Genomic DNA, 25,367 nt, shown 5'->3' with positions numbered 1-25,367 from the left:
TTCCTGTGGGAACGAGCCCCCGCTCGCGAATGCCAGCTGTAGCCCGGCCAGCATTCGCCTGCAGGGGCGGCCTCCCACATGCGCAATGAACTGCTTCCTCCAATCACTTCTCTTGTTCACTTGAACCTCATCGTCAGAACCACACTTCATGCGCATTGATCAACTTCTCGTCGAGCGCGGCCTGGCCGCTTCTCGTTCTCAGGCACAGCGACTGATCGCCGGGGGCGTCCAGTGGCAGCAGCCCGACGGGACGTGGCGCGCCATTGTGAAAAACCGCGACGAGGTGCCCGAAAGTGCTGCTCTGGAGTTGCTTGATGACGCCGAATCGCGCTACGTCTCTCGCGGTGGTCTCAAGCTGGAAGGGGCTTTGAAGGTCACGGGCGCTCAGGTGGAAGGCTTGCGGTGTCTGGATGTGGGGCAAAGTACAGGCGGTTTCACCGATTGCTTGCTGCAGCAAGGCGCTGCGCAGGTGGTCGGCATTGATGTCGGCCATGCCCAGGTGCATCCGCGCATTCGCGAAGACGAACGTGTGGTGTGCATTGAGGGTGTGAACGCCCGCGAGCTGGAGCCCGGAGACGAGCGCGTACCCGACGCACTGGAAGGTTTTGACCTGATGGTGGGCGACGTCTCGTTCATCTCGCTCACCTTGGTATTGCCTGGCGTCGTGCATTTGCTCAAACCCACAGGACAGTTGCTCATGCTGGTGAAACCCCAGTTTGAATTGCAGCCCGGTCAGGTGGGCAAGGGCGGCATTGTGAAAGACGAGAGCTTGTATGGCTTCATCGAAAACCGTGTGCGCACTGCCTTGACCGATCTGGGCATGCAAGTGACGGCTTGGTTGAACAGCCCGATTGAGGGCGGTGACGGCAACCGTGAATTTTTTGTACAGGCCTGCTGGCCTGATCCGGCTGCGGTGCTGCCCGCACGCGAAGACGCCCGCCTGGCGCACGAGGCCGATCTGGCCGCCAAGGCCTATGCCAAGGCCAACGACTATTGAATTTTGGAAGGTGTTGTGATGTCTGGTTTGAAGTTGCCCATCAGCTTGGAGTTTTTTCCGCCCAAAACGCCTGAGGGCGCAGAAAAGTTAAAAGGCGTGCGCGAGAAGCTGTACGCATTGAAGCCTGAATTTTGTTCAGTGACTTACGGTGCGGGCGGCTCTACGCAAGAAGGTACTTTTGCCACCGTGGGCGCGATCCTGGCTGAAGGCGTGGCAGCGGCTTCGCACTTCTCGTGCATTGGTGCCACCAAGGCTTCGGTGCGTGCCGAATTGGCCACGCTCAAGGCCATGGGTGTCAAGCGCTTGGTGGCTTTGCGCGGCGATTTGCCAAGCGGCTATGGCGCAGGTGGCGAGTTCCATTACGCCAGCGATCTGGTGGCGTTCATCCGCGCGGAGACCGGCGATGACTTCCACATCGAAGTGGCGGCCTATCCTGAAATTCACCCGCAAGCCAAGTCACCTGAGTCCGATTTGCAGGCCTTTGCCACCAAGGTCAAAGCCGGCGCTAATTCGGCCATCACGCAATATTTTTACAACAGCGATGCGTATTTCCGCTTTGTGGACGATGCGTACAAACTGGGTGTGGATGTGCCTGTCGTGCCCGGCATCATGCCGATCACCAGTTCGTCGCAGTTGCTGCGCTTTTCAGACGCTTGTGGTGCTGAGATTCCCCGTTGGATCCGTTTGCGTTTGCAAGGTTATGGCGACGACATTGACTCTATCAAGGCGTTTGGTCTCGATGTGGTGGCCGACTTGTGCGAGCAACTCATCAATGGCGGTGTACCTGCTTTGCACTTTTACACAATGAACCAGAGTGCAGCCACGACGGATATTTTGCGTCGGTTGTGAAGCGCACACAGCGTGCTTTTTGACGGACTTGGTTGACATGAACCAAGCCCAGAGAAGATGGCGCTGCTTCGCGCCGAGAGGTTTGATCAACCTCAAATGAGCGGTGGTGGTTTGGACATCCAATGAACTTGAGCACAAAGCTCTTCTCTTCGTTCATAAGGAAAGTCAACATGAAAAAACTCACCATCGTTGCAGCCGTGCTGGCTGCTTGTTCTGCGACTGCCGCCATGGCTCAAGCTTCGGGTGAAGGCCCTTGGTTGGTGCGTGCCCGCGCTGTGCACTTGGACATGGCCAACAGAGACGGTACGGGGCTGGGCTTGTCGGTCAATAACAAGACCATCCCGGAAGTGGATGTCAGCTATTTCCTCACACCGAACATCGCGGCCGAGCTGGTCTTGACGGTGCCCCAAAAACAGACCGTGTCCTTGGGCGGTGCACCAATTGGCACGTTCAAGCATTTGCCTCCGAGCTTGCTCTTGCAATACCATTTCACAGGCCTGGATGGCTACAAGCCCTACGTCGGCGCGGGCGTGAATTACACCAAGATCACAAGCGTCAATCTGCTGGATGGCGGCGCGACATTGGACGACCACAGCTGGGGCGGTGCTTTGCAAGTGGGCATGGACATTCCATTGGACAAAAATTGGTCCCTGAACTTTGACATCAAGAAGGTGTACATCCGTTCTGATGTTTTTATCGGCGCGGCCAATCAGGGCACCTTGAAGCTCGACCCTGTTTTGGTGGGAGTGGGCCTCGGTTATCGTTTTTGATGCCCTTTTAAAACAGACCGTGCATTAACGTTCGTCGAAGCTCACCACCACCCGCTTGCTGGTGGGGCGAGCTTGGCACGACAGGATGAAGCCTTGCTCGACCTCGGGCTTTTCGAGTGTGAAGTTTTTCTCCATCTCGGTCGTGCCTTCGACTACTTTGCAGCGGCAGGTGCAACACACACCGGCTTTGCATGAGTAGGGCAGGTCGAGGCCCAGTGACAAGGCGATGTCGAGGATTTTTTCGTTCCGGTTCATCGGCATGTCGTAGGGCTTGCCGTCCAGCACCACCGTGAGTTGCACTTCGCCTGTATCGCGTGTGGCCTGGTGACCCAGCACGGCTTGGCTGCGTTGCTCCGGGCTGAGCGCATCGAGTGTGGGCGAGCTGAACCGTTCGGTGCGGATGCGTTCGGCCTTGACGCCTGCGGTCAGCAGCGCTCGCTCGGTGGCCTCGATCATGGCTTCCGGGCCACAGACAAAGACTTCGTCCATGCTGCCCACGGGCAAAAATGCGTCGATGATGGCGCGCACTTTGCCGCCATCGATGCGGCCTTCTAGCAAGGGCACCTCTTGGGCTTGGCGCGACAAGATGTGAATCAGTGTCAGGCGGTCGGGGTAGCGATCTTTCAGGTCTTGCAGCGCTTCGTTGAACATCACGCTGTCCATGCGGCGGTTGCCGTAGACCAGGGTGAACTTTGATTCGGGAAGGTCTTCGAGCGTGCTCGACAAGATCGACAAGATGGGCGTGATGCCTGAACCTGCAGCAAAGCCCACGCGGTGAATGGCGCGCGGCCGTTGCACCACAAACCGGCCATCGGGCGGCATCACGCGCAAAGTGTCACCGGCTTTGAGTTGGGTCGCAGCCCAGTTGGAGAACACACCACCTTCGACTGGACGGATGCCCACTTCGAGCAAGCCTTGTTTTTGCAGTTGGCTGTGGGCCGAACTGATGGAGTAGCTGCGGCGCACATCCTCACCGCCGATGCTGGCACGCAGGGTCAGGAACTGACCGGGTTGAAAGTCAAAGCGGCTGCGCAGGTCTTGTGGCACGACCAGTGAAATGGCGACAGCGCCTGCAGCTTCGGGCGCGACGCGTGCAACTTGGAGGTCATGAAAGCGGGTTGCGGACATGGTGCTTCACTGCGGCAAGGCAGCTCAGTAAGGTTTGAAGTAATCGAAGGGCTCCATGCAAGCCAAGCACCGGTAAAGGGCTTTGCATGCGGTGGAGCCGAAGTGGGAGGTTTCGGTGGTGTTGGCCGAGCCGCATTGCGGGCAGTGCACCACCTCGGGTTTGGCGCTGCGCGCCGCAAACTGCACCACGTTGGCACTGCCTGATGCTTGGCTGGCGCAGGCGTGTGGTGGGGCGATGCCATAAGCGCGCAGTTTGTCCTTGGCGACCTCGGTCATCCAGTCGGTGGTCCAGGCCGGGGCCAGTTGCGTGACCACACGGCCTTGCAGCCCGTTGGCTTGCAGCAGGGCTTTCACATCGTCTTCGATCTGGCCCATGGCCGGGCAACCGCTGTAGGTCGGCGTGATGACCACTTCCAAACCTGCGGCGCCTTCGCGCACATCGCGCAAAATGCCCAGCTCGCGCAGCGTGACGACCGGGATTTCGGGGTCGGTCAGCGATTCGAGCAAGCCCCAAGCATGGGCCACAGTGGCTGTGCGCGGGGGCGAAATGTGGGGGGTCATTGGCGTGGGTTACCAGGTCGCGTGCGGGTGCGCGCGGGCCAAGCTTTGCATTTCGGCGAGCACAAAGCCCAGATGTTCCGAATGGATGCCTTGCTTGCCCGTGGGCACAAAACTGCCTGCGGCGGGGCGTTGCAGCGTGGCTTCTTGCAGGGCTTCGTCCACGATCTGGTTCCAGTCGTTTTGCAGTGCCGCCATGTCAATGCCGGTGCCGTTGGCCAGCGCCGCAGCTTCTGAGGGGCTGGCGCTCCAGAATTCTTGTGTGTAAGGCATGAATTGGTCGAGCGCAGTCTGTGCTTTGGCGTGCGATTCGTCGGTGCCATCGCCCATGCGCACCAGCCAGTCACGCGAGTGGCGCAGGTGGTAGCGCACTTCTTTGAGCGACTTGGCCGCGATGGCCGCCAGTTGGGCGTCTTTCGAGCTTTGCAACTGGTCCCACACCAACACCATCAGACTGCTGTACAAAAAGTTGCGCACGATGGTGCTGGCAAAGTCGCGATCGCCCGCCGAGGTCGGGGCTGTCAATGGCATATGGGGCAATTCACACAGCGTGTAGTTGCGAAAATCCGGCACATCACGGAAATAAGCCAGCCTGTCTTCGGTGGCGCCGCCGCCTTGCAGTTCGGCAGCGTGTTGGTACAGCATTCGGGCCTGACCGATCAGGTCCAGGCTGTTGTTGGACAGCGCGATGTCTTCTTCAAGAATGGGGCCGTGGCCACACCATTCGGCGTTGCGTTGTCCGAGGATCAGCGCGTTGTCGGCCAAGTGCAGCAAGTATTCAGCGGGTGCGTTCATGGTCGTGCTCACATGTGGCCGACTTCGTCGGGGATCACGTAGAAAGTGGGGTGGCGGTAGACCTTGTCGCTGGCTGGATCGAAAAATTCAGGCTTGTCATTGGGCTCACTGGCCGAGATGCTGGCCGAGGGCACCACCCAGATGCTCACGCCTTCTTGGCGACGCGTGTACACATCGCGTGCCATTTGCAGCGCGTGCTCAGAATCGGATGCGTGCAGGCTGCCGCAATGCTTGTGCTCGAGGCCTTGCTTGCTGCGGACAAAAACTTCCCACAGGGGCCATTCTTTCAATGCGGAGGTGCTGGTCGTCGTGCTCATGCTGCTTCTTTCTGTTGGCGCGCTTGTTGTTTTTGGGCGTGGGCCAAGGCGGCTTCGCGGACCCAAGCGCCATCGTTCCAGGCCTTGACGCGAGCACCCAAGCGCTCCTTGTTGCAAGGGCCGTTGCCGTTCACCGTGGCCCAGAACTCATCCCAGTCGATTTGGCCGTAGTCGTGGGCTTGACGCGCTTCGTTCCACTTCAAATCAGGGTCGGGCAAGGTCACACCCAGCACTTTGGCCTGTGGCACGGTGGCGTCCACAAACTTTTGGCGCAGGTCGTCGTTGCTGATGCGCTTGATGCCCCAGCGCATGCCTTGCGCGCTGTTGGGGCTGTCGGCGTCGGGTGGCCCAAACATGGCCAGGCATTTCCACCACCAGCGGTTGACGGCGTCCTGCACCATGGCTTTTTGCTCGGCTGTGCCTTGCATCATCACCAAGAGGGCTTCGTAGCCTTGGCGCTGGTGGAAAGATTCTTCCTTGCACACGCGCACCATGGCGCGGGCATAGGGGCCATAAGAGCAGCGGCACAGCGGCACCTGGTTCATGATGGCCGCACCGTCGACCAACCAGCCGACCACGCCCACATCGGCCCAGTTGAGTGTGGGGTAGTTGAAGATGGAGCTGTATTTGGCTTTGCCGGTGTGCAGGGCGTCCAGCATCTGGTCGCGGCTGGTGCCCAAGGTTTCGGCGGCGCTGTAGAGGTAAAGACCGTGACCGCCTTCGTCTTGCACTTTGGCGATCAGGATGGCTTTGCGCTTCAAGCTGGGTGCACGGCTGATCCAGTTGCCTTCGGGCAGCATGCCAACGATTTCGCTGTGCGCGTGCTGGCTGATCTGGCGCACCAGGGTTTTTCGGTAGGCCTCAGGCATCCATTCACGGGGTTCGATGCGGCCGTCGGCGTCGATGCGGGCGTCGAACTGGGCCTGCAAAGCGGCATCGTGCGCATTCAGGGCTTTGGGAACGGCCTTCAGGCCGACCGACTTGGCGTCGTCGGAACCGTCCGGGACGCTGAAAGATTGCGTGTACATGGGCTACTCCTGCGCCAAACAGGATGGAATGATCGCGGCGCGGATGCCAGTATATCAATTAACCGACCGTTCGGTCGGTTAATTTGGAGGTTCTGGGATCAGGTATTTCCCTGATGCTGTTTTTGGCCTGAAACGTCAGGTGCCCAAGGCGAGTGCCTCGCGCATCCAGCGTCGTTCAGGACGATTCAACGGCCCAGTTTTTGCCAGACCCCCGCGCCAAGGCGGGGCCCACCATATCCAGCGCTTTGCGGATCTGGTCTTTCAGGGTGAAGGGCGGGTTGATGACAAACATGCCACTGGCCACCAAGCCGCCCACATCGTCGGGGCCACGGCCAATCGACAAGGTCGCGTTGAGCCAGGGTTTTTGGGACTGATTTGCCAATGTGCGCAAACGTTTTGGCAAGTCGTGTGCTTCGGGGCGTGGAATGATGGGGTACCAGACCAGATACGTGCCAGTTGAAAAACGCTTCAGGTATTCCTGGATGACGTTGGCGACTTTGGCGTAATCCGATTTGATTTCGTAGCTGGGGTCGATCAACACCATCGCCCGTTTGGATCCCGTGGCCGATGCCGGGGGCGGCAACAGCTTTTTAAGGGCTTCGAAACCATCTTCCCGGCTGACGGTGATGGTGCGCCCGGCATCAAGCTGTGCAATGTTGGAGGTCAGCGATTTGCTGTCTGTTGGGTGCAGCTCAAACAGGCGCAAGCGGTCTCGGGACTCGTGGCGCATCAGTTTGTGCATCAAAAAAGGCGAGCCGGGGTAAATTTTGGCTTGCCCGTTGGGGTTGAAGCTGGCAATTTGTTCCAGGTAGTCCTGCACCGGTTCTGGCAGTGCATCGAGCTTTTCTGCGGCCCCCAAGAGCTTGAACAGACCGTCCTCGGCCTCGGCCCCTTTTTGCGAATAATCGCCGTCCAGTCGGTACAAGCCGGCCCCGGCGTGGGTGTCAATCAGGGTGATGCCGGCCTCTTTTTGCATGAGGTGGCGCATGGTGGCCAGCAAGGTGATGTGTTTGAGCACATCCGCATGGTTGCCGGCGTGGAAAGCGTGTCGATAACTGAACATGCTCCGATGGTAACCAATAAGCTTCCCAAGAACTGGCCCGCAAGTCCTTGATTTTTCGTATAATGATGGGCTTCGCAGCGATTTAGTGGCCCCGCGGCGAAGACGCCAAGACCCTCAAGGTCGAAGCAATCTCCCACCTAAGAGGTTCCCAACAGAGGAACACCGACCGTGGAAAAGGGCCCGACAAACCTTTCTTTAAAGAGAAAACTCATGACAACAACTTTCAGCGCCAAACCCGCTGAGGTCGTGCACGAGTGGTTTGTGATTGACGCGACCGACAAGGTCCTCGGACGAGTAGCCAGCGAAGTTGCTCTCCGTTTGCGCGGCAAACACAAGGCCATTTACACGCCTCACGTCGACACCGGTGACTTCATCGTCATCATCAATGCTGCCCAGCTCAAAGTAACTGGCACCAAGACGATCGACAAAATTTATTACCGCCATTCCGGCTATCCTGGTGGCATCACTGCCACCAACTTCCGCGACATGCAAGCCAAGCACCCTGGCCGCGCACTCGAGAAGGCTGTCAAGGGCATGTTGCCCAAGGGCCCACTCGGTTACGCCATGATCAAGAAACTCAAGGTGTATGGTGGCGCTGAGCACCCACACACCGCCCAACAGCCTAAAGTGCTGGACATCTAAGGAGCCTTGAGATGATTGGTGAATGGAACAATGGCACAGGCCGTCGCAAATCCAGCGTCGCCCGCGTGTTTCTGAAAAAAGGCACTGGCAAGATCACGGTCAACGGCAAGGACATCCAAGCCTACTTCGGCCGCGAAACTTCGATCATGATCGCCAAGCAACCCCTCATGTTGACCAACCATGCCGAAACTTTCGACATCATGATCAACGTGCACGGTGGCGGTGAATCCGGTCAAGCCGGTGCATCGCGCCACGGCATCACCCGCGCTCTGATTGACTACGATGCAACGCTCAAGCCTATGCTGAGCCAAGCTGGTTTTGTCACTCGTGACGCTCGTGAAGTCGAACGTAAAAAGGTCGGCTTCCACTCAGCCCGCCGCCGCAAGCAGTTCTCGAAGCGTTAATCCGCTTTTCCTGTTTCGCCAAAAAGCCGCACCGGTTCTGCCGTGGCGGCTTTTTGCTTTTGGGGCACCTCAAAATGCCCACAAGCCCAGTAGCGTTACTGGCTGCTTTAGGCGGTAATTCCCGACCAACGCGCTATACTATTTGGCATTGAACCCGGAGAAACACCATGAGCGCTCTTGCTGAAAATATCCAGACCGAAATGCCTACCCCGATTGTCTTTACCGACAGCGCGGCAGCCAAAGTGGCTGACCTGATTGCTGAGGAAGGCAACCCGGACCTGAAACTGCGCGTGTTTGTGCAAGGTGGCGGTTGCTCAGGTTTCCAGTACGGCTTTACCTTTGACGAAATCACCAACGAAGACGACACCACCATGAGCAAAAATGGCGTGTCATTGTTGATCGATGCCATGAGCTATCAATACCTGATTGGGGCTGAGATTGATTACAAAGAAGACCTGCAAGGGGCTCAGTTCGTGATCAAGAACCCAAACGCCACATCCACTTGCGGTTGCGGTTCTTCTTTTTCGACTTGATCGGATGAGGCAGCGGGCAGGGCTCGCAAAACATCAGCGGGGGTAAATTGCCCCCAACACACGGGCGCCTCTGGCGCCCGTGACGCTTGGAAGGCTTGCTGTCTCTCGTCGCATGGCCTTGCAAGCCAGCCAAGCAAAGGCCGCAGCCTCAACTTGCAAGGGTGGCAAGCCCCGCGCTTCGCTGCTGATGACCTGCAGCGTGGGCAAATGGTGGGCCAGACGTCGCATCAAGTGCCCGTTCAAGGCGCCACCACCACAAACGACCAAAGAAGCCGCTTCGTTGGCGTGCCTTTTCACGTCATTGGCGCAGGCCAAGGCGGTGTATTCGGTCAATGTGGCCTGAACGTCGATGGCTGTTATGTTTGCGTGGTTTTGCAAATGCTGGGCCAACCAGGCCGGGTTGAACAAGTCTCGCCCGGTGCTTTTGGGGGGCGTGCGCTGAAGGAAAGGGTCGGCCAGCAACGCCGTCAGCAAGGGGGCATTGACGTGGCCTGCTGCGGCCCATTTCCCGTCTTGATCAAAGGGCTGTCCTGTGTGGGTGGCGCACCAGTGATCCATCAGTGCATTACCGGGCCCACAGTCCCAGCCGGTGACCAACCTGCCGGGTTTGAGCACACTGAGGTTGGATATGCCCCCGATGTTGAGCACCGCTACACAAGCATCAGCCTGCGCAAAAACGCCGTGGTGAAAAGCCGGCACCAGTGGTGCACCTTGACCACCAGCAGCCAGGTCGCGGCTGCGGAAATCCGCCACCACATCGATGCCAGTAAGTTCGGAGAGCAAAGACGGATTGATCAGTTGTATGGTGTAGCCGACGGCGGGCTGTTGACGGGTGGCGTCTCCATCAAATTCAAGCGGGCGGTGACGCACGGTTTGGCCGTGTGCGCCAATGGCTGTGATGCTGGGGGATCTCAAGCCAGCTTGCTGCAACAAAGTGTGCACCACCGTTGCATAGTGGCGTGCGATCTGGTTGCCCACCAGTGCGCTGCGGTGCAATTCATCGGGGCCGCTTTGGTTCAGAGCCATGAGTTCGGCTTTGAAAGGTGCATCAAAAGCCAGAAAGGCATGGGCCAGAACTTGCAATTGTCCGCGTGCGTCCATTCGTGCCAGCACACCATCGGCACCATCCAGCGAAGTGCCTGACATCAGGCCTATGAAGTGTTCAGTCATTTGGATGGTTAAAGCGGGCGGTACTGGCTCGGGGTAGCATTCCGCTAAAAGATGAGGGCATGTCGCAGGGTGCGGTCATGGCATCAAAAAAGGGCCTTTCGGCCCTCGATGGTCACTGTGAGGTGACTTCTCTCATTTGAGCAGCCGCCAGCAGTTGCGCCTTGGCCTGCGCTGCAGCGGACTTGAACCGCGCCATGCCAGCCGGGCTGAGCGGTGTGCTTTGGGCTTGCTGAATGACTTTTTGTGGGTCAACGTGTGTGCCGTTGACTCGGAATTCGAAGTGCAGGTGAGGGCCGGTAGACCAGCCCGTCGTGCCAACGGCACCAATGGCTTGTCCTTTTTGAACAGTTTGTCCCTTGCGTACCTGAATGCGACTGAGGTGGGCATAGACGGTGGAGTGGTTGTTGCCATGGCGAATAATCACCATGTTGCCAAAGCCACCTTGAACGCCCGCGAATTCGACCACGCCGTCACCCACTGTTTGCGCGGGTGTGCCGGTCGGGGCTGCATAGTCGACCCCCAAGTGGGCTTTCATGGTCTGGAATATGGGGTGCAGACGCATGCTGAAGCCACTGGTCTTGCGGGAGAAGGCTACGGGTGATGCCAGGTAGGTGCGGCTGAGGCTTTTGCCGTCGATGCTGTAGTAGTTGCCTTTTTGGCCAGGCTCCTGGTGCCACACGGCTTCGAAGGTCTTGTTGTCGTTGTTGAACTCGGCGGCCAGCACGCGACCCGTGCGCACGGGCTCGCCGTCAGCCTCCAGCACCTCGTAAACCACTGAAAAACGGGCACCTTTGCGCAAGTTGCGGTGAAAGTCGATTTGGTTGGAAAAAATCTGCGTCAGCTGGCCAATCACCGCATCAGGCAAGCGAGCTTCATCCGCCGCATCGTAAAGAGAGCTCGCCACCGTGCCACCCGTCATGCGGACACTGGTGTTCATTGGCGAGGTTTCCAGGGCCGCTTCCAGGCCTTGGTTTGTGCGCTTGATGGCCAAGCGCTGGAAGAATGTGTCAGTTTCGTTGTTCAGCCAACGCACGTTGAGATTGAGCAAGCGCTGTTGTCCATCGGCTTCAGCTACGACGGAACGACCAGCCTGTTTAAGGGCCTGTTTGGCCAAAGGATTTTTGCGCAGGAAATTAGCGGCATCAGGGTCCACCAGACCGAGGCGGCGCAGCAAGCTTTCGGGCGTGTCCGATGAGCGCGTGCTGTCGGTGCGCGACAGGCGCATTTGGGTCAGATCCAGAGACTGGGCTTGCTCTTGCAGTCGGGCAATCTCGACGGGCACGGTGAGTGTGACAACAGGCTGATCGGCAATATCGGGTCCCAAGTTGGCGATGGCGAATGCGCCACCACCGCCGGCCAGCAAAACCGAAGCCAGTGTCGCGCTGATGGCTTTGGGGTGGCGGCTTAACCAACGGGTGAAAGCATGCAGCGTGTGTACGAGTTGAGGGTGCTGTCCGTCCAGCCAAGTCAGTGCGCGCTGGACGGCCATCAGCACTGCGCCGAGCACCGTGGTGCAAAGGAACAAGAAGCCAATCAACAAGGAGGCCAGTCGGGACTGGATGGAAACGAGAAAATGCATCAATTCGGAGGTGTTTCGTGCCGGCCAAAGTTTTGGCGATGTGGCAACACGACAGGTAGAGTCAGCGCGCCCTTTAAAATGGGCGATCTGGAGATAGCGAATCATTGTACTGTTCTATATCCATTTGACTTTAGAAAAAACCCTTATGAATCAAGCGCTCGTTACAAAATTTCCGGTCACGGACAAGACACGGAATGCTTTGGAAGTCACTTTGCGGGGCTGCGAGGAGCTGATTCCCAAGGAGGATTGGTTGCAAAAACTGGCCAAATCCGAAGCCACGGGCGTGCCTTTGCGCATCAAATTGGGCTTGGACCCCACGGCCCCCGACATCCACATTGGCCACACCGTGGTGCTCAACAAGATGCGCCAGTTGCAGGATTTGGGGCACCAAGTGATCTTTTTGATCGGCGACTTCACCAGCCTGATCGGGGACCCGTCGGGACGCAACAGCACCCGACCGCCGCTCACACCTGAGCAGATCAAGGCCAATGCCGAAACCTATTACAAGCAGGCCAGCCTCGTGCTGGACCCCACCAAAACAGAAATTCGCTACAACAGTGAGTGGTCGCTACCGCTGGGCTCCATGGGCATGATTCAGTTGGCTGCCAAGTACACGGTGGCCCGCATGATGGAGCGCAATGATTTTCATGACCGCTTCAAGGCCGGCACGCCGATTTCGGTGCACGAGTTTCTCTACCCCTTGATGCAGGGCTACGACTCGGTGGCGCTCAAAAGCGATCTGGAGTTGGGCGGCACCGACCAGAAATTCAACCTGCTCATGGGCCGCCACTTGCAGGCCGAGTACGGCCAGGAGCAGCAATGCATCTTGACCATGCCGCTGTTGGAAGGTCTCGATGGCGTGGACAAGATGTCCAAGTCGAAAAACAACTACATCGGCATCGCCGAAGAGCCCAACAGCATGTTCGCCAAGGTGCTCAGCATTTCTGATGTGTTGATGTGGCGCTGGTTCACCTTGTTGTCATTCAAGTCCATGGCCGAGATCGATGCCTTGAAGCAAGAGGTGGCAGGCGGGCGCAACCCCAAGGACGCCAAAGTCATGCTGGCCAAAGAGATCACAGCGCGCTTTCACAGTTCCGCAGCAGCCGATGCAGCCGAACAGGATTTCATCAACCGCAGCAAAGGCGGCGTGCCGGACGACATCCCAGAAGTGTCTTTGTCGGGCGCGCCCATGGGCATCGGGGCTTTGCTCAAGTCGGCGGGGTTGGCGCCCTCGACCACCGAAGCTGGGCGCTTGATCGAGGGCGGTGGTGTGCGTGTGGATTCGAGCGTGGTCAGCGACAAAGGCTTGAAGCTCGACGCGGGCACCTACGTGGTGCAAGTGGGCAAGCGCAAGTTTGCCAAGGTGACGCTGTCTTGATCGGCCGTCAGAACCCGCAGGTCTTCATCGTCGGTTCATTTCTCAACGCTATCCTGACCGCATGAAAAGCCTTGATTCTTGGATGACGCCCAAACGCATGCTGTGGGCTTCCGTGCTGGTCGCGTTGATCACGATTGGCCTCAAAACATTGGCTTGGTGGCTGACCGACTCGGTCGGTTTGTTGTCGGACGCGATGGAATCACTGGTCAACCTGGCCAGTGCCATTTTTGGTTTGATGATGGTCACCGTGGCGGCCATGCCTGCCGACGAAGAACACCCCTATGGGCACCACAAAGCCGAGTATTTTTCCTCGGGCTTCGAGGGCATTCTGATCGTGGTGGCGGCACTGGGCATCATCTGGGCAGCCGGGCATCGCGTGTTTGACCCGCAACCCATCGAGCAAGTGGGGCTGGGCTTGGCTTTGTCGGTGGGCAGTTCGGCCTTGAACGGTCTGCTGGCCTGGTTGATGTTTCGCGCTGCCAAACAGCACCGCTCGCTGGCGCTGGAGGCCGATGCGCGGCATTTAGTGACCGATGTCTGGACCTCTGCCGGGGTGGTGATTGGCATTGCGTTGGTCAGCGTGACGGGCTGGCTGTGGCTGGACGCGGTGGTGGCCATTGGCGTGGCCCTGAACATCTTGAAAGAAGGCTGGCACCTGATTTGGCTGTCTTCGCAAGGCCTGATGGACGAAGCCCTGGAGCCTGAAGTTTTGGCCGAAGTACAGAAGGTATTGGACGGTTTTGCCCATCAGCGCGGCGATACCGAAATCATCCGCTTTGACCACTTGCACACCCGCAAAGCAGGGCAGCGTCGCTTTGTGGATGTGCACATGCACATGCCCGCCAGCTGGACCTTGGGGCGAGCGGCTGCCTTGCGGGGCAGTGTGGAGCAAGCATTGATGAGCGAAGTGCCCGGCTTGCGCGCGACCATCCAGCTCTTGCCCAGCGATGTGGAAGCGCATTTTCACGACACACGGGATTTGAAATGATCGCGGTGCTGCAACGGGTGAGTGAAGCCAGTGTGCGGGTCGAGGGGGCCGTGATCGGCCAAATCGGCGCGGGCTTGCTGGTGCTGCTGTGCGCCGAAAAAGGCGACACCGAAGCCGTGGCCGATCGGATGCTGGCCAAAATGCTCAAGCTGCGCATCTTCAGTGACGACGCGGGAAAGATGAACCTGAGCGTACAGGATGTGGGTGGCGGCTTGCTGGTGGTCAGCCAGTTCACGCTGGCCGCCGATGTGGCGGGTGGCAACCGACCCAGCTTCACACAGGCAGCAGCGCCCGAAGACGGGCGGCGCCTGTACGAGCACTTTGTGGCCCAAGCCCAGCAAGCGCACCCCGGGGTGCAGACCGGACGCTTTGCGGCGGACATGAAGGTGTCCTTGGTCAATGACGGGCCCATCACGATCCCGATGCGCATGAGCGCTTGAACGCGGCCACGCGTGTCGATCTGCACCCACCATCCCCGCCCCCGATAATCGGGGCATGACTGCAAAAACTCCAGACGCGAACGCCGTTCGCTTTGCCCAGCTCCAGCTGGCGCCCGCCACACTCCAAAACCTCGAACAACTGGGCTACACCCAGATGACGCCCATCCAAGCGGCCAGCTTGCCGCTGACCTTGGCCGGGCAAGACCTGATTGCACAAGCCAGCACCGGCAGCGGCAAAACCGCTGCCTTTGGCCTGCCCCTGATCGAACGCTTGCAAAGCGCGGGCTCCCCCAGTGCGGCGATTCAGGCGGTGATCCTGTGCCCCACACGCGAGTTGGCCGACCAAGTCACGCAAGAAATTCGCCGCCTGGCCCGCGCCCGCCAGAACGTGAAAGTCGTCACCTTGTGTGGCGGTGTGGCCTTGCGTGGCCAGACGCTGAGTCTGGAACACGGCGCGGATGTGGTGGTGGGCACGCCCGGGCGCATCTTGGACCATCTGGAGCGCGGCTCACTCAGCTTGGCAGGCGTGAACACACTGGTCTTAGACGAGGCCGACCGCATGCTGGACATGGGGTTTTTCGACGACATCGCCAAGGTGGTACGCCAGTGCGCCAAAGACCGCCAGACCCTGTTGTTTTCGGCTACCTACCCCGAAGGCATTGCCAAACTGGCCGCGCAGTTCATGCGCGCGCCCCAAACCGTCAAGGTCGATGCGCAACACAGCGCGCACAAGATTCGACAGATTTATTACGAAGTCAGCGAGAGTCAGCGTTTGGATGCGGTGTCGAAATTGCTGGCGCATTTTCGCCCCGAGCGCACGCTGGCGTTTTGCAACACCAAACAACAGTGCCGCGACTTGGTGGCCGTGTTGCAGGCGCAGGGTTACAGCGCTCTGGCGCTGTTTGGCGAATTGGAGCAACGCGAACGCGACCAGGTGCTGGTGCAGTTTTCGAACCGCAGCTGTTCGGTGTTGGTGGCCACCGATGTGGCCTCACGCGGGCTGGACGTGGAGGGCTTGGAGGCCGTCATCAACGTGGACGTGACGCCCGACCCCGAAATCCACATCCACCGCATTGGTCGGACAGGGCGAGGCGATGCCGAAGGCTTGGCCCTGACTTTGACCAGCATGGATGAGATGGGCGCGGTCGGCAAGATCGAGGTGATGCAGGGCCGCGAGTCCAAATGGGAGCCGCTGTCTGGCTTGACGCCTGCTGCGGGTGGGCCCTTGCAGCCCCCCATGCGCACTTTGCAAATTGTTGGAGGCCGTAAAGAAAAGATTCGCGCAGGCGATGTGATGGGGGCTTTGGCGGGTGAGTGCGGCCTGACCCGTGAACAGGTCGGCAAGATCAACGTCAACGAGTTTTCCACCTATGTGGCGGTGCAGGCTGCACTGGCCAAAAAGGTGGAGGCGCAGCTGTCGCACGGCAAGATCAAGGGCAAGAGCGTGAAGGTGCGGTTGCTCTGACATCCTTGCCTTTTGTCGGGGCAAAGTGTGCCTTTCGCTTGGGCGGTGTGTGCCTTTCGCTTAGGCGGTGAGTGAGGGGATGCGGCGGGTTCCTCATGACGGGGTACCRAAAATCGTCACCCGCCGCATCCCCTCACTCACCTGAGTGGTCATTCGAGCAAGAGATCGGCTGTTGCTGACGGACTTTTGCTCAGAGGTCTGCAGGTTCGACGTGATTTTGATGCTCGCTAGGTTTTAAAAATGCACAACGACCTTGTATGGGGTGGGGCCGGGTGACGATTTTCGGTACCCCGTCATGAGGAGCCCGGCCCCACCCCATACAAGGCCTCACCGCACAAGCCAGAGCAAAAGAACTTAGAGGTAAGGGTTCTTCAATCCCAATCCCTCCAAAATGGCCACCTCATAGGCCTCCATTTCCTCAGCATCGGCCTTGCTGGTTTCATGGTCCCAGCCCTGCGCGTGCAAAGTGCCATGCACCAGCAAATGCGCGTAGTGCGCCGCCAGCGTTTTGCCTTGCTCTTTGGCCTCGCGCGCGACCACTGGAGCGCACAGCACCAAGTCGGCCATCACCACCGGTTCTTGCGCATAGTCGAAGGTCAGCACATTGGTGGCGTAGTCTTTTTTGCGGTAACTCAGGTTCAGTTGGCGGCCCTCTTCTTCGCCCACGATGCGCACCGTGATTTCAGCGTCATCGGCCAGCGCATGGCGAATGGCGCGGGCGACCGCGTGGCGGGGCAGCGCGGCGCGGTGGCGGGCTGCATAAGGGATGTCACCGAATTGCAGAGACAGTTGGAGTTTTTGAAGGGCCATTGTTTTGTGGGTGTCGTTCAAAGGGGGCGCAGCCTGCATGGAAAAAATCGCGATGTCGCAGCTGCGTCAATCGTCGGTGGGCAAAGATTTGCGGCGGGTGTTCACACCCGCGCGCATGGCGGCACTGCCTTGTGCCTCGTAAGCGTCCACGATGCGGGCCACCAGCGGATGGCGCACCACGTCGGCACTCGAAAAGCGCGTGAAAGCAATGCCTTTGACGCGCTTCAAGACCCGCTCGGCGTCGATCAGGCCGCTCAGTTGGCCCTTGGGCAAATCAATCTGGCTCACATCGCCGGTGACCACCGCCTTGGCCCCAAAGCCGATGCGGGTCAGGAACATCTTCATTTGCTCGGTGCTGGTGTTTTGGGCTTCGTCCAAAATCACAAAAGCATTGTTCAGCGTTCGCCCGCGCATGAAGGCCAGTGGTGCGATCTCGATCGCGTTGCGCTCAAACGCTTTTTGCACCTTGTCGTAGCCCATCAGGTCGTACAGCGCGTCATACAGCGGGCGCAGATACGGATCGACCTTTTGCGACAAGTCGCCGGGCAAAAAGCCCAACCGCTCACCGGCTTCCACCGCCGGGCGCGTCAGCACGATGCGCTGCACGCTGGCGCGCTCCAGTGCATCCACCGCGCAGGCCACGGCCAGATACGTCTTGCCGGTGCCCGCCGGGCCAATGCCGAAGGTGATGTCGTGGCTGGCCATGCTTTCCAGATAGGCCGCCTGCACCGGGGTGCGGGCCTTCAGGTCGGTGCGGCGGGTTTGCAAGGCGGGCAGGTCGGCTTCTTCGCCGCCACTGTCGCCCACCAGCATGAGCTGCACCATGTCGGGTGAAATCGGGCGGTCGGCGCGTTCGTAAATGGCCTGCAAAATCTCCATGGCCTTCAGGGCTACCGCTTTGGGGCCATCCACCTTGAACTGCTCATGGCGGTGCGCAATGCTCACTTGCAAGCCCGCCTCGATGGTGCGCAGATGGGCATCCATCGGGCCGCACAGGTGCGACAAGCGGGTGTTATTGTGCGGCGTGAATGTGTGTCTGACGATCAAGGGGATAATCCTGTCCGAGGGTGGTTTCGCTGGTGATTTGCAGGCCAATGAGCCCCGATTCTCCTCCATATCCATGCAACCCAAAGGCCCCCCATGATTGGCAAACTCACCGGCATCCTGAGCGACAAAAACCCACCCGAGGTGATCGTGGACTGCCATGGGGTGGGCTACGAAGTCAATGTGCCCATGAGCACTTTTTACAACCTGCCTGCCACGGGTGAAAAAGTCAGCTTGGTCACGCATTTTGTGGTGCGCGAAGACGCGCAAATCCTTTATGGCTTTGCCACCTTGAGTGAGCGCGAGGCCTTTCGCCAGCTCATCAAAATCTCGGGCGTCGGCCCTCGCACCGCCTTGAGCGTGCTGTCGGGCATGAGCGTGACCGATTTGGCCCAAGCCATCACCACGCAAGAGGTCGGGCGACTGGTCAAAGTGCCCGGCATCGGCAAGAAAACCGCCGAGCGCTTGTTGCTGGAGCTCAAAGGCAAGCTGGGCGGTGACCTGGGTGGTTTGTTCGCCGTGAACACCAGCGATGCGCAAAACGACATCCAACAAGCTTTGCTGGCGTTGGGCTACAGCGACAAAGAGGCGGCCGCCGCCCTCAAGAGCCTGCCCGTGGATGTGGGTGTGAGCGAGGGCATCAAGCTCGCGCTCAAAGCCTTGAACAAATGAAGACGAACTGAGCCATGAGCATCCGCACCGACGATTTCGCCCCCCAACCCGAAGCTCGGGTCATTTCGGCGGCCCCCGTTTCCCACCAAGAAGAGGCCATTGAACGCGCTCTGCGTCCCAAGCTGCTCGATGAATACGTCGGGCAGGTCAAGGTGCGTGAGCAGCTAGAGATTTTCATCAGCGCCGCCAAGATGCGCGAAGAGCCGCTGGACCATGTCTTGCTGTTTGGCCCGCCGGGTTTGGGCAAGACCACGCTGAGCCACATCATCGCGGCCGAGCTGGGGGTGAACCTGCGCCAGACCAGCGGCCCGGTGCTTGAAAAACCCAAAGATTTGGCGGCGCTGCTCACCAATCTGGAGCGCAACGATGTGCTGTTCATTGACGAGATTCACCGCCTGTCACCGGTGGTCGAAGAGATTTTGTACCCCGCGCTGGAGGACTACCAGATCGACATCATGATCGGTGAAGGCCCGGCGGCCCGAAGCATCAAGCTCGATCTGCAACCCTTCACGCTGGTGGGCGCGACCACCCGGGCCGGCATGTTGACCAACCCGTTGCGCGACCGCTTTGGCATTGTCTCGCGACTGGAGTTCTACACGCCTGAAGAGCTGACCCGCATCGTGACCCGTAGCGCCGGCTTGCTCAAAGCACCGATTGACCCGGAAGGCTCGTTTGAGATCGCGCGCCGTTCACGCGGTACGCCCCGCATCGCCAACCGCCTATTGCGGCGGGTGCGCGACTATGCCGATGTCAAAGGCGACGGCACCATTCACAAGGGGATTGCCCAAAAAGCCCTGGTCATGCTCGATGTGGACCCCGAAGGTTTTGACCTGATGGACCGCAAGCTGCTCGAAGCGGTCATCCACCGCTTTGACGGCGGCCCGGTGGGGCTGGACAACATCGCTGCCAGCATCGGCGAAGAGCGTGACACGATCGAAGATGTGATCGAGCCGTATTTGATTCAGCAAGGTTATTTGCAGCGCACCCCGCGTGGGCGCATGGCCACGCTGGCGGCTTTCAAGCATCTGGGCGTGACACCGCCCAAGTCGTTTGGGCAGTGATGAGGGATGGGTAGATCGGTGGCTTCAGCGCCGGTCATCTTCCCCCGATCGTCAACGCATGTTCGGGCAGAAGCCGCCGCTTGCACGTCTTTATCTTGCCGCTTAGACGGTTGTTTCGTCCTTGCCCAGCGCCTCCAGGTGCGAGGTGTCGCCCCAGCCGACCAGTGACAGGCCTTGCGGCGTCCACAGCAGGCGGTTCACGGCGGTGTTGGTCAGTTGCCAGCTGCGCGGTGCTTGCAGCGCCAATTGGGTAGCGGCGCGGTACAGGATGTCGAGCACGCCGCCGTGCGCCACCAGCACGATTTGCTGACCTGGGTGCTTGGCAGCCAGTTCGTCCACCGTGTTGACGATGCGTTCGCGCAGCACCATCAGCGATTCGCCACCTTCAGGCGGCGTCCAGTCGGGGGTGCGCTTGCGCCAGTGCCAAGCGTGCTCGGGAAGTTCAGTTTCGATCTCTGCAAAGGTGCGCCCTTGGAAGGCGCCAAAGTGCCGTTCGCGCAGGCCTGTGTGTGTGGTCACGCTTTGGCCGAGAAGCTGTGCAATCGCTTGGGCGGTGGTATGGGCGCGAGAAAGGTCGCTGGCATAAATGGCATCGATGGCATCGCGCTGCACCAGCGCCCTGGCCAAATGCTGCGCTTGGCGCAGGCCCACGTCATTGAGCGGGATGTCAAGGTGACCTTGCAACCGTGTGTCCACGTTCCAGTCGGTCTCTCCGTGGCGAATTGCCAAAATGCGGGTCGGTTCCATGAATTTGATGTGGGTTGAGCGGTTCAGCGCGGCAGTTCGATGTTCACCCGGCGCAAGCCTGTGGGCGGGTTGGGGAAGTTGGCCAGTGCGGCCTGGAACAGTGTGGCAAAAATCGGCACGCTGTCGCTCCATGGGCCCGCATGGCTGGCGCGGGTTTCGTAGACCACTTGGCCTGATTTCAAGTCGCGCATGATCACGCTGACCTCGCGGCGGAACTGAGTGGGCGGCGGAAAGCGCATGCCCGTGCCCAGTCCGATGTGCGAGCCAGCACCAATGCCAATGCCAATGCCCACGCCGACATTGCCGTAAGGTGTCCAGCCCGGCCCGATCGGGCGACCCCAAGGATCAGCTTGGTATTGGGTGCCACTGAAGCCCACCATCACGCTCAGGCTGGCGCTTGCGTCGTCGCGCACCAAGCCCACGGCCGTCATGGCCGCCTGGGCTTGTTGTTCGGCCAGTCCGGCTTCAGGGTTGTTGATCTGTGAAGGCAGGCGCTCAAAACGGTACTTGGCGCCCTGCAGGCTCATGCCCGACGGCACTGCCGCCACGGAAACCACATCGCTGTCGATCAGGCGCATCGAGGCGCAGCCCGTCAAAAGGGTCAAGGTCAGTGCAGCCAAGGCCACTGAAAAACGCCGCGAGAGCTCTTGTGTTGCCTTGTGCATGGCGCACCTCCTGGATTTACATCGAGACCACTTGAATGCCAGGCAAGCCGGGTTCGGAGAATGCCTCTTCGTCAAAAGCCTTGTCGCCGTCATCCGATTCGATGCCAGTGATCTTCAGGTCCTTGAAGCCGTGCAGCTTGGCGTCCATCAAGTGCGAGGGCACCACATTTTGCAAAGCGGCAAACATGTTTTCAATGCGGCCAGGGTGTTTCTTTTGCCACTCACGCAGCATGTTGCCCACCTGCAGGCGTTGCAGGTTTTCTTGGCTGCCGCACAGTGTGCACGGGATGATGGGGAACTGTCGGTGCGCTGCCCAACGGATCAGGTCGGTCTCAGCCACATAGGCCAGTGGCCGGATGACCATGAACTCGCCGTTGTCGCTGACCAACTTCGGGGGCATCCCCTTGAGCTTGCCGCCAAAGAACATGTTCAAAAAGAAGGTTTGCAGCATGTCGTCGCGGTGGTGGCCCAGAGCCAGCTTGTTGCACTTCAGCTGACGCGCCACGCGGTACAAAATACCTCGCCGCAGACGCGAGCACAGGCTGCACATGGTTTTGCCTTCGGGGATTTTGTCCTTCACGATCGAATACGTGTCCTGCGTTTCGATGTGGTATTCAACGCCCAGCTCTTTCAGGTAAGCGGGCAGGATGTGGTCGGGAAAACCGGGTTGCTTTTGGTCGAGGTTGACCGCCACCAGCTCAAAGTCCACCGGGGCGCGGGCCTTCATCTTGAGCAGGATATCCAGCATGCCGTAGCTGTCTTTGCCGCCCGACATGCAGACCATGATGCGGTCGCCCGCTTCAATCAGGTTGAAGTCGCTGATGGCTTGGCCCATCTGGCGGCACAGGCGCTTTTCGAGCTTGTGGGTTTCGCGCTCGATCTTGACGGCCTTGGCCGCCGCATCGGCTTGGCTTTCAGCGTCCACCCAGGTGTTTTCAGTTGTTGTGTTCATGTTCACCACTGTCCGGTTTCCATGCGAATGGCCACTTCGCAGTCTTCAAAAATTTCAAGTTTGGCAATCTTGACGCGCACACCCAGCACGCCAGGCAGTTGCATCAAGCGGTTGGAGAGTTTGCCGATCAGCGTTTCGAGCAGGTTGATGTGCTCGGCCGTGCATTCGTCGATGATGATCTTGCGCACCTTGCGGTAATCCAGCACATGGTGGATGTCGTCGTCGCTGGGCAGCAGAGGCTGTGTGCCCAAGTTCAGCTCGGCATCGACCTGAATCGGCTGAGGGTCGATTTTTTCGTGTTCGAGGATGCCCAGGTTGGCGTCAAAGCGCAAACCAGTCAGCTCCAGTGTTTGGTGTCCGGCAGGGGTTTTCATGAGGCTGGTTTGATCTGGAAAATTTCGACCCCGACGGCTTCACAGTCCGGGTACACATCGGGTTTGCAGGTGGACAGGCGCACCGCCTGCACCTGCGGGTGCGCGATCAATTCGCGCATCAGGTCGTCGCACAAAGTTTCTTGCAACACGATGTGGCCCTGGGCCACACGGCGCGCAATCACCTCGCGGATGAAGTCGTAGTCCAGCACCTCGGTCAGGTCGTCCTGTGTGGGGGTGGAGGCGCTGTAGGGCACAAACAGTTCCACATTGAAAACGATGCGCTGGGGGCCGAGCTTTTCAAAGTCGTGTGCGCCAATGCGCACGTCCACCGTGTGGTTGCGCAAAAAAAGGCGGCGGCAGTTGAGCGCCAATTCGGTCATGGCCGTGTTCAGTTTGTCGCTCATGACGCGTCTTTCGGGTGGGGCGTGTCGGCCAAGAACATCACATCGCGGTCCAGGGGCACCAGATGCTGGCCGTTGTCCACGCACACCGTGGTGCCGGTGATGCAGGGGTTTTGTGCCAGAAACAGGCAGGTGGCGGCCACCTGCGCCGGGTCGATCGGCTGGCGCATCAGGTTCACGCGGCTGGCGCGGTCAAAGTTGTCCTGCGTTTGCGGGCCGCTCAAAAACATCAGGCCAGGTGCCACACCGCACACACGCAAAGGGGCCAAGGCCTGCGCCTGCAAGGCCACCGAGCGCTCCAGCGCCAGTTTGGAGACGGTGTATGAAAAATAGTCTGGGTTCAGGTTGAACACCTTCTGGTCCAAGATGTGGATCACGCTGCGCTGGCCGGGCGTGGACTCGGGGGCGTTTTGCCTTGCCATCAAAGACGCCAAAGCCAGTGGCGCGATCAGGTTCACCTCCAGCTGCTGGCGGGTGCCGGTCAGGTCCATTGCAGCCCCGGTGTCGGGCTCGAACAGCGAAGCGTTGTTGACCAAGCAATCCAGTGGGCCGTGGCTTTGCGTGATGTGGGCCACCATGCGTTCGACTTCGGCGTGTTGTGCCAGATCGGCCTGTACCAATTCGACGCACGCCCCTTGGGCGCCCTGTTCGGCCTGAAGCGCTTGCGCTGCCATGGCCGAGCTTTGGTAATGGCACCACACGCGCCAGCCCGCCGCCGCAAATTGGCGAACGATCTCTGCGCCCAGGCGGTGAGCGCCTCCGGTGACCAGAACTTGTTTCATAAATGGTGGCTTGTTGCTAACTTGTGCTGTGTGCTTGAGGTGTCACCCTGAAAAAGATCGGGGATCGATGCCTGTTTGTCACCCCGGACTTGACCCGGGGGCATGCTTGTCGATGTTTGGATGTCGGATTGCGTCCGGCATGACAAGGCATGAAACAAAACTCCAATTATCGGGCAAGCGGCCTATGCTGGCGTTCATTCGGCGCAAAACCCTGAACGCCTTCGGCGACAATCCCTGGGTGTCCACGCCCAAGCCCACTCCCTCTTGTGAATTGACCCAGCGCATCCACCAGGCCATTGACCAGGCGGGTGGTTGGCTGGCTTTTGACCGCTTCATGGCCATGGCGCTGTATGAGCCGGGGCTGGGGTACTACACCAATGCGCTGCAAAAGTTCGGCACCATGCCCTCTTCGGGCAGTGATTTTGTGACCGCGCCCGGCCTATCGCCGCTGTTTGGCCAAACACTGGCCGTGCAGGTGCGCCAGGCTTTGCAGGCCACGGGCACCGACGAGGTTTGGGAGTTTGGCGCAGGCACGGGTGCATTGGCGTTGCAGTTGCTGGACAGCCTGGGCGACGATCTTGCCCGCTACACCATCATCGATTTGTCGGGCACTTTGCAGGCCCGCCAGGCCGATACCTTGTTGAAATATGCCGACAAAGTGCGCTGGCTCGACAGCTGGCCTAACGCCATCGAGGGCGTGGTGGTCGGCAACGAGGTGCTCGATGCTATGCCGGTGCAACTCTTGCAGCGCACAGACGGCGTCTGGCACGAGCGCGGGGTGGTCAGCACAGGCCAGGGTTTTGCTTGGCAAGACCGCCCGACTGACTTGCGCCCGCCCATCGACATCGAAGGCGAACACGACTACCTGACCGAAATCCATCCGCAGGCCGAGGCCTTCGTCACCAGCCTTGCCGAGCGGCTCTTGGCGGGCAAGGGCGGTGCGGCATTTTTTCTTGATTACGGTTTTCCTGAGGCCGAATACTTTCATCCTCAGCGCCACATGGGCACCGTCATGTGTCACCAGTTGCACCAAGCCGACGACAACCCTTTGCTGGCCGTGGGCCAAAAAGACATTACCGCCCATGTCAATTTCACGGGCGTGGCGCTGGCTGCGCAAAATGCCGGCCTGTCCGTGGCGGGCTATGCCAGTCAGGCGTGGTTTTTGTTGAACTTGGGCCTTGCCGAACGCATGGCGCAAGCCTCTTTGGCCGAACGCAGCCAAGCCCAACGCCTGGTGAATGAGCATGAAATGGGCGAGTTGTTCAAAGTGATCGGTTTGACCACCTCGGCCGATGGTGTGGCCCAGGGCTTTGCCCGGGGCGACCGGTCTCATCGCCTGTAAACGACTGCAAGGCACAGCATGTTGCGTTGGCTCATCGTGGTTTTGCTGGCGCTGGTCATTTTCAGTGGCCTGCAGCCGTGGCTTCAAAAACTGGGTTTTGGCCGTTTGCCCGGCGACTTCCGCTTCAGGCTGTTTGGGCGGGAATGGTTCATCCCCATCACCAGCACCTTGTTGTTGAGCATGATGGCCGCGGCGGTGGCCCGCTGGTTGTGAGTCGTAAAGAGTGCAAAAGCACTAAAACCGTGAACGTGGTACAGTGCGGCACGCCATTGGCGACTTATGCCCATCTCGCTCTTTCTGAGCCGATAGCGCATCCCGGCAGAGGGATGCCAGTCTTGTCCTCCACTGCGCACATCGCCCGCCATGCTCATTGAGAGCTGGGCCCAGACGATTTTTTGCTTCCTTTTGACGCA

Annotated in this window: 30 protein-coding genes; 14 read left to right on the top strand and 16 right to left on the bottom strand. The window is 59.4% G+C overall.

Annotation, left to right across the window (positions count from 1 at the left end; genetic code table 11):
* Positions 1-148 precede the first annotated feature (148 nt).
* From BN3544_RS12570 to BN3544_RS12560, 3 genes are all read left to right on the top strand, one after another.
* Positions 149-997 (top strand): TlyA family RNA methyltransferase, encoded by an 849-nt coding sequence (locus BN3544_RS12570; RefSeq protein WP_019431006.1) that lies wholly within the window; start codon positions 149-151, stop codon positions 995-997.
* A gap of 18 nt (positions 998-1,015) precedes the next feature.
* Complete coding sequence (gene metF, locus BN3544_RS12565; protein WP_019431007.1) at positions 1,016-1,846, top strand: methylenetetrahydrofolate reductase [NAD(P)H]; 831 nt, start codon at positions 1,016-1,018, stop codon at positions 1,844-1,846.
* Between the two features lie 170 nt (positions 1,847-2,016).
* Positions 2,017-2,616, top strand: a complete 600-nt coding sequence (locus tag BN3544_RS12560; RefSeq protein ID WP_019431008.1) for an OmpW/AlkL family protein — start codon at positions 2,017-2,019, stop codon at positions 2,614-2,616.
* Positions 2,617-2,640: 24 nt separating this feature from the next.
* Here the strand turns inward: BN3544_RS12560 and BN3544_RS12555 are convergent, their stop codons facing one another.
* From BN3544_RS12555 to BN3544_RS12530, 6 genes are all read right to left on the bottom strand, one after another.
* Entirely contained in the window at positions 2,641-3,744 is a 1,104-nt protein-coding gene (locus tag BN3544_RS12555) for a 2Fe-2S iron-sulfur cluster-binding protein (protein WP_019431009.1), read from the bottom strand.
* Positions 3,745-3,768: 24 nt separating this feature from the next.
* Positions 3,769-4,305, bottom strand: a complete 537-nt coding sequence (gene paaD, locus BN3544_RS12550; protein WP_019431010.1) for a 1,2-phenylacetyl-CoA epoxidase subunit PaaD — start codon at positions 4,303-4,305, stop codon at positions 3,769-3,771.
* Between the two features lie 9 nt (positions 4,306-4,314).
* Positions 4,315-5,097 carry a 1,2-phenylacetyl-CoA epoxidase subunit PaaC gene (paaC, locus tag BN3544_RS12545; RefSeq protein ID WP_026036840.1) on the bottom strand — a complete coding sequence of 261 codons (783 nt, stop codon included), beginning with the start codon at positions 5,095-5,097 and terminating at the stop codon, positions 4,315-4,317.
* An 8-nt stretch (positions 5,098-5,105) separates the two neighbouring features.
* Complete coding sequence (paaB, locus tag BN3544_RS12540; RefSeq protein WP_036075505.1) at positions 5,106-5,414, bottom strand: 1,2-phenylacetyl-CoA epoxidase subunit PaaB; 309 nt, start codon at positions 5,412-5,414, stop codon at positions 5,106-5,108.
* Entirely contained in the window at positions 5,411-6,442 is a 1,032-nt protein-coding gene (paaA, locus tag BN3544_RS12535) for a 1,2-phenylacetyl-CoA epoxidase subunit PaaA (protein ID WP_019431013.1), read from the bottom strand. Before paaA ends, paaB begins: the two co-directional genes overlap by 4 nt.
* Positions 6,443-6,617: 175 nt before the next feature.
* Positions 6,618-7,505: a 23S rRNA (adenine(2030)-N(6))-methyltransferase RlmJ gene (locus BN3544_RS12530; protein ID WP_019431014.1), complete on the bottom strand. Its 888-nt coding sequence runs from the start codon at positions 7,503-7,505 to the stop codon at positions 6,618-6,620.
* Positions 7,506-7,715: 210 nt separating this feature from the next.
* Here BN3544_RS12530 and rplM point away from each other — a divergent pair, with 210 nt between their 5' ends.
* From rplM to erpA, 3 genes are all read left to right on the top strand, one after another.
* Positions 7,716-8,147, top strand: a complete 432-nt coding sequence (gene rplM, locus BN3544_RS12525; protein WP_019431015.1) for a 50S ribosomal protein L13 — start codon at positions 7,716-7,718, stop codon at positions 8,145-8,147.
* An 11-nt stretch (positions 8,148-8,158) separates the two neighbouring features.
* On the top strand, positions 8,159-8,551 hold the full coding sequence (gene rpsI, locus BN3544_RS12520; protein WP_019431016.1) for a 30S ribosomal protein S9: 393 nt from the start codon (positions 8,159-8,161) through the stop codon (positions 8,549-8,551).
* Positions 8,552-8,718: 167 nt separating this feature from the next.
* Entirely contained in the window at positions 8,719-9,084 is a 366-nt protein-coding gene (gene erpA / locus BN3544_RS12515; protein ID WP_019431017.1) for an iron-sulfur cluster insertion protein ErpA, read from the top strand.
* A gap of 33 nt (positions 9,085-9,117) precedes the next feature.
* Here the strand turns inward: erpA and BN3544_RS12510 are convergent, their stop codons facing one another.
* Together BN3544_RS12510 and BN3544_RS12505 are read right to left on the bottom strand one after the other, a co-directional pair.
* The gene (locus BN3544_RS12510) at positions 9,118-10,254 is read right to left on the bottom strand and encodes an anhydro-N-acetylmuramic acid kinase (protein WP_026036841.1); all 1,137 of its coding nucleotides are present in this window, start codon (positions 10,252-10,254) and stop codon (positions 9,118-9,120) included.
* 112 nt (positions 10,255-10,366) lie between these two features.
* Positions 10,367-11,833: a M23 family metallopeptidase gene (locus BN3544_RS12505; protein WP_019431019.1), complete on the bottom strand. Its 1,467-nt coding sequence runs from the start codon at positions 11,831-11,833 to the stop codon at positions 10,367-10,369.
* Positions 11,834-11,978: 145 nt separating this feature from the next.
* On the opposite strand from BN3544_RS12505, the gene tyrS reads away from it, so the two are divergent.
* The 4 genes from tyrS (at position 11,979) to dbpA (ending at position 16,104) form a co-directional block, all read left to right on the top strand.
* Entirely contained in the window at positions 11,979-13,211 is a 1,233-nt protein-coding gene (gene tyrS / locus BN3544_RS12500; RefSeq protein WP_019431020.1) for a tyrosine--tRNA ligase, read from the top strand.
* A gap of 61 nt (positions 13,212-13,272) precedes the next feature.
* On the top strand, positions 13,273-14,199 hold the full coding sequence (locus BN3544_RS12495) for a cation diffusion facilitator family transporter (RefSeq protein ID WP_019431021.1): 927 nt from the start codon (positions 13,273-13,275) through the stop codon (positions 14,197-14,199).
* Positions 14,196-14,639 carry a D-aminoacyl-tRNA deacylase gene (gene dtd, locus BN3544_RS12490; RefSeq protein WP_019431022.1) on the top strand — a complete coding sequence of 148 codons (444 nt, stop codon included), beginning with the start codon at positions 14,196-14,198 and terminating at the stop codon, positions 14,637-14,639. Before BN3544_RS12495 ends, dtd begins: the two co-directional genes overlap by 4 nt.
* A gap of 55 nt (positions 14,640-14,694) precedes the next feature.
* Positions 14,695-16,104 carry an ATP-dependent RNA helicase DbpA gene (gene dbpA, locus BN3544_RS12485; RefSeq protein ID WP_019431023.1) on the top strand — a complete coding sequence of 470 codons (1,410 nt, stop codon included), beginning with the start codon at positions 14,695-14,697 and terminating at the stop codon, positions 16,102-16,104.
* Between the two features lie 354 nt (positions 16,105-16,458).
* Here dbpA and ybeY read toward each other — a convergent pair whose 3' ends face one another.
* Positions 16,459-16,914: an rRNA maturation RNase YbeY gene (gene ybeY, locus BN3544_RS12480; protein WP_026036679.1), complete on the bottom strand. Its 456-nt coding sequence runs from the start codon at positions 16,912-16,914 to the stop codon at positions 16,459-16,461.
* A gap of 66 nt (positions 16,915-16,980) precedes the next feature.
* Complete coding sequence (locus BN3544_RS12475; RefSeq protein WP_036075163.1) at positions 16,981-17,961, bottom strand: PhoH family protein; 981 nt, start codon at positions 17,959-17,961, stop codon at positions 16,981-16,983.
* Positions 17,962-18,054: 93 nt separating this feature from the next.
* Between BN3544_RS12475 and ruvA the strand changes: the two genes are divergently transcribed.
* Both ruvA and ruvB read left to right on the top strand, forming a co-directional pair.
* Positions 18,055-18,630 (top strand): Holliday junction branch migration protein RuvA, encoded by a 576-nt coding sequence (gene ruvA / locus BN3544_RS12470; protein ID WP_019430154.1) that lies wholly within the window; start codon positions 18,055-18,057, stop codon positions 18,628-18,630.
* Between the two features lie 14 nt (positions 18,631-18,644).
* Positions 18,645-19,691: a Holliday junction branch migration DNA helicase RuvB gene (gene ruvB, locus BN3544_RS12465; protein ID WP_019430155.1), complete on the top strand. Its 1,047-nt coding sequence runs from the start codon at positions 18,645-18,647 to the stop codon at positions 19,689-19,691.
* Positions 19,692-19,793: 102 nt separating this feature from the next.
* On the opposite strand, the gene BN3544_RS12460 is transcribed toward ruvB, so the two are convergent.
* Genes BN3544_RS12460 through BN3544_RS12435 form a run of 6 tightly spaced genes read right to left on the bottom strand, consistent with a single transcriptional unit; the run spans position 19,794 to position 23,612 of the window.
* Entirely contained in the window at positions 19,794-20,438 is a 645-nt protein-coding gene (locus BN3544_RS12460; RefSeq protein ID WP_019430156.1) for a histidine phosphatase family protein, read from the bottom strand.
* Positions 20,439-20,461: 23 nt separating this feature from the next.
* Entirely contained in the window at positions 20,462-21,103 is a 642-nt protein-coding gene (locus tag BN3544_RS12455; RefSeq protein ID WP_019430157.1) for a DUF4136 domain-containing protein, read from the bottom strand.
* Positions 21,104-21,119: 16 nt separating this feature from the next.
* The gene (gene ttcA / locus BN3544_RS12450) at positions 21,120-22,055 is read right to left on the bottom strand and encodes a tRNA 2-thiocytidine(32) synthetase TtcA (RefSeq protein ID WP_019430158.1); all 936 of its coding nucleotides are present in this window, start codon (positions 22,053-22,055) and stop codon (positions 21,120-21,122) included.
* Positions 22,056-22,057: 2 nt separating this feature from the next.
* Positions 22,058-22,429 carry a dihydroneopterin aldolase gene (locus BN3544_RS12445; RefSeq protein ID WP_019430159.1) on the bottom strand — a complete coding sequence of 124 codons (372 nt, stop codon included), beginning with the start codon at positions 22,427-22,429 and terminating at the stop codon, positions 22,058-22,060.
* Positions 22,426-22,833 (bottom strand): dihydroneopterin aldolase, encoded by a 408-nt coding sequence (locus BN3544_RS12440; RefSeq protein ID WP_019430160.1) that lies wholly within the window; start codon positions 22,831-22,833, stop codon positions 22,426-22,428. The genes BN3544_RS12445 and BN3544_RS12440 overlap by 4 nt, the downstream gene beginning before the upstream one ends.
* A complete protein-coding gene (locus BN3544_RS12435; RefSeq protein ID WP_019430161.1) occupies positions 22,830-23,612 on the bottom strand; it encodes an SDR family oxidoreductase in 783 nt (260 codons plus the stop codon). Before BN3544_RS12435 ends, BN3544_RS12440 begins: the two co-directional genes overlap by 4 nt.
* A gap of 184 nt (positions 23,613-23,796) precedes the next feature.
* On the opposite strand from BN3544_RS12435, the gene BN3544_RS12430 reads away from it, so the two are divergent.
* The gene (locus BN3544_RS12430) at positions 23,797-24,954 is read left to right on the top strand and encodes a class I SAM-dependent methyltransferase (protein ID WP_019430162.1); all 1,158 of its coding nucleotides are present in this window, start codon (positions 23,797-23,799) and stop codon (positions 24,952-24,954) included.
* 18 nt (positions 24,955-24,972) lie between these two features.
* Positions 24,973-25,167 carry a DUF2905 domain-containing protein gene (locus BN3544_RS12425; protein WP_019430163.1) on the top strand — a complete coding sequence of 65 codons (195 nt, stop codon included), beginning with the start codon at positions 24,973-24,975 and terminating at the stop codon, positions 25,165-25,167.
* The last annotated feature ends 200 nt before the right edge of the window (positions 25,168-25,367 follow it).

Origin of the sequence: Limnohabitans sp. Rim47, assembly GCF_001517545.1 — a bacterium.
Lineage (GTDB): Bacteria > Pseudomonadota > Gammaproteobacteria > Burkholderiales > Burkholderiaceae_C > Limnohabitans_A.
Note: the sequence above shows the minus strand (reverse complement) of the source record. Positions and strands in the feature narration are given on the sequence as shown.

What these genes read in the sequence shown, in the direction of transcription:
- BN3544_RS12570 (WP_019431006.1), top strand. Translation starts at nt 149, where the DNA reads ATGCGCATTGATCAACTTCTCGTCGAGCGCGGCCTGGCCGCTTCTCGT.
- metF (WP_019431007.1), top strand. Translation starts at nt 1,016, where the DNA reads ATGTCTGGTTTGAAGTTGCCCATCAGCTTGGAGTTTTTTCCGCCCAAA.
- BN3544_RS12560 (WP_019431008.1), top strand. Translation starts at nt 2,017, where the DNA reads ATGAAAAAACTCACCATCGTTGCAGCCGTGCTGGCTGCTTGTTCTGCG.
- BN3544_RS12555 (WP_019431009.1), bottom strand. Translation starts at nt 3,744, where the DNA reads ATGTCCGCAACCCGCTTTCATGACCTCCAAGTTGCACGCGTCGCGCCC.
- paaD (WP_019431010.1), bottom strand. Translation starts at nt 4,305, where the DNA reads ATGACCCCCCACATTTCGCCCCCGCGCACAGCCACTGTGGCCCATGCT.
- paaC (WP_026036840.1), bottom strand. Translation starts at nt 5,097, where the DNA reads ATGAACGCACCCGCTGAATACTTGCTGCACTTGGCCGACAACGCGCTG.
- paaB (WP_036075505.1), bottom strand. Translation starts at nt 5,414, where the DNA reads ATGAGCACGACGACCAGCACCTCCGCATTGAAAGAATGGCCCCTGTGG.
- paaA (WP_019431013.1), bottom strand. Translation starts at nt 6,442, where the DNA reads ATGTACACGCAATCTTTCAGCGTCCCGGACGGTTCCGACGACGCCAAG.
- BN3544_RS12530 (WP_019431014.1), bottom strand. Translation starts at nt 7,505, where the DNA reads ATGTTCAGTTATCGACACGCTTTCCACGCCGGCAACCATGCGGATGTG.
- rplM (WP_019431015.1), top strand. Translation starts at nt 7,716, where the DNA reads ATGACAACAACTTTCAGCGCCAAACCCGCTGAGGTCGTGCACGAGTGG.
- rpsI (WP_019431016.1), top strand. Translation starts at nt 8,159, where the DNA reads ATGATTGGTGAATGGAACAATGGCACAGGCCGTCGCAAATCCAGCGTC.
- erpA (WP_019431017.1), top strand. Translation starts at nt 8,719, where the DNA reads ATGAGCGCTCTTGCTGAAAATATCCAGACCGAAATGCCTACCCCGATT.
- BN3544_RS12510 (WP_026036841.1), bottom strand. Translation starts at nt 10,254, where the DNA reads ATGACTGAACACTTCATAGGCCTGATGTCAGGCACTTCGCTGGATGGT.
- BN3544_RS12505 (WP_019431019.1), bottom strand. Translation starts at nt 11,833, where the DNA reads ATGCATTTTCTCGTTTCCATCCAGTCCCGACTGGCCTCCTTGTTGATT.
- tyrS (WP_019431020.1), top strand. Translation starts at nt 11,979, where the DNA reads ATGAATCAAGCGCTCGTTACAAAATTTCCGGTCACGGACAAGACACGG.
- BN3544_RS12495 (WP_019431021.1), top strand. Translation starts at nt 13,273, where the DNA reads ATGAAAAGCCTTGATTCTTGGATGACGCCCAAACGCATGCTGTGGGCT.
- dtd (WP_019431022.1), top strand. Translation starts at nt 14,196, where the DNA reads ATGATCGCGGTGCTGCAACGGGTGAGTGAAGCCAGTGTGCGGGTCGAG.
- dbpA (WP_019431023.1), top strand. Translation starts at nt 14,695, where the DNA reads ATGACTGCAAAAACTCCAGACGCGAACGCCGTTCGCTTTGCCCAGCTC.
- ybeY (WP_026036679.1), bottom strand. Translation starts at nt 16,914, where the DNA reads ATGGCCCTTCAAAAACTCCAACTGTCTCTGCAATTCGGTGACATCCCT.
- ruvA (WP_019430154.1), top strand. Translation starts at nt 18,055, where the DNA reads ATGATTGGCAAACTCACCGGCATCCTGAGCGACAAAAACCCACCCGAG.
- ruvB (WP_019430155.1), top strand. Translation starts at nt 18,645, where the DNA reads ATGAGCATCCGCACCGACGATTTCGCCCCCCAACCCGAAGCTCGGGTC.
- BN3544_RS12460 (WP_019430156.1), bottom strand. Translation starts at nt 20,438, where the DNA reads ATGGAACCGACCCGCATTTTGGCAATTCGCCACGGAGAGACCGACTGG.
- BN3544_RS12455 (WP_019430157.1), bottom strand. Translation starts at nt 21,103, where the DNA reads ATGCACAAGGCAACACAAGAGCTCTCGCGGCGTTTTTCAGTGGCCTTG.
- ttcA (WP_019430158.1), bottom strand. Translation starts at nt 22,055, where the DNA reads ATGAACACAACAACTGAAAACACCTGGGTGGACGCTGAAAGCCAAGCC.
- BN3544_RS12445 (WP_019430159.1), bottom strand. Translation starts at nt 22,429, where the DNA reads ATGAAAACCCCTGCCGGACACCAAACACTGGAGCTGACTGGTTTGCGC.
- BN3544_RS12440 (WP_019430160.1), bottom strand. Translation starts at nt 22,833, where the DNA reads ATGAGCGACAAACTGAACACGGCCATGACCGAATTGGCGCTCAACTGC.
- BN3544_RS12435 (WP_019430161.1), bottom strand. Translation starts at nt 23,612, where the DNA reads ATGAAACAAGTTCTGGTCACCGGAGGCGCTCACCGCCTGGGCGCAGAG.
- BN3544_RS12430 (WP_019430162.1), top strand. Translation starts at nt 23,797, where the DNA reads ATGCTGGCGTTCATTCGGCGCAAAACCCTGAACGCCTTCGGCGACAAT.
- BN3544_RS12425 (WP_019430163.1), top strand. Translation starts at nt 24,973, where the DNA reads ATGTTGCGTTGGCTCATCGTGGTTTTGCTGGCGCTGGTCATTTTCAGT.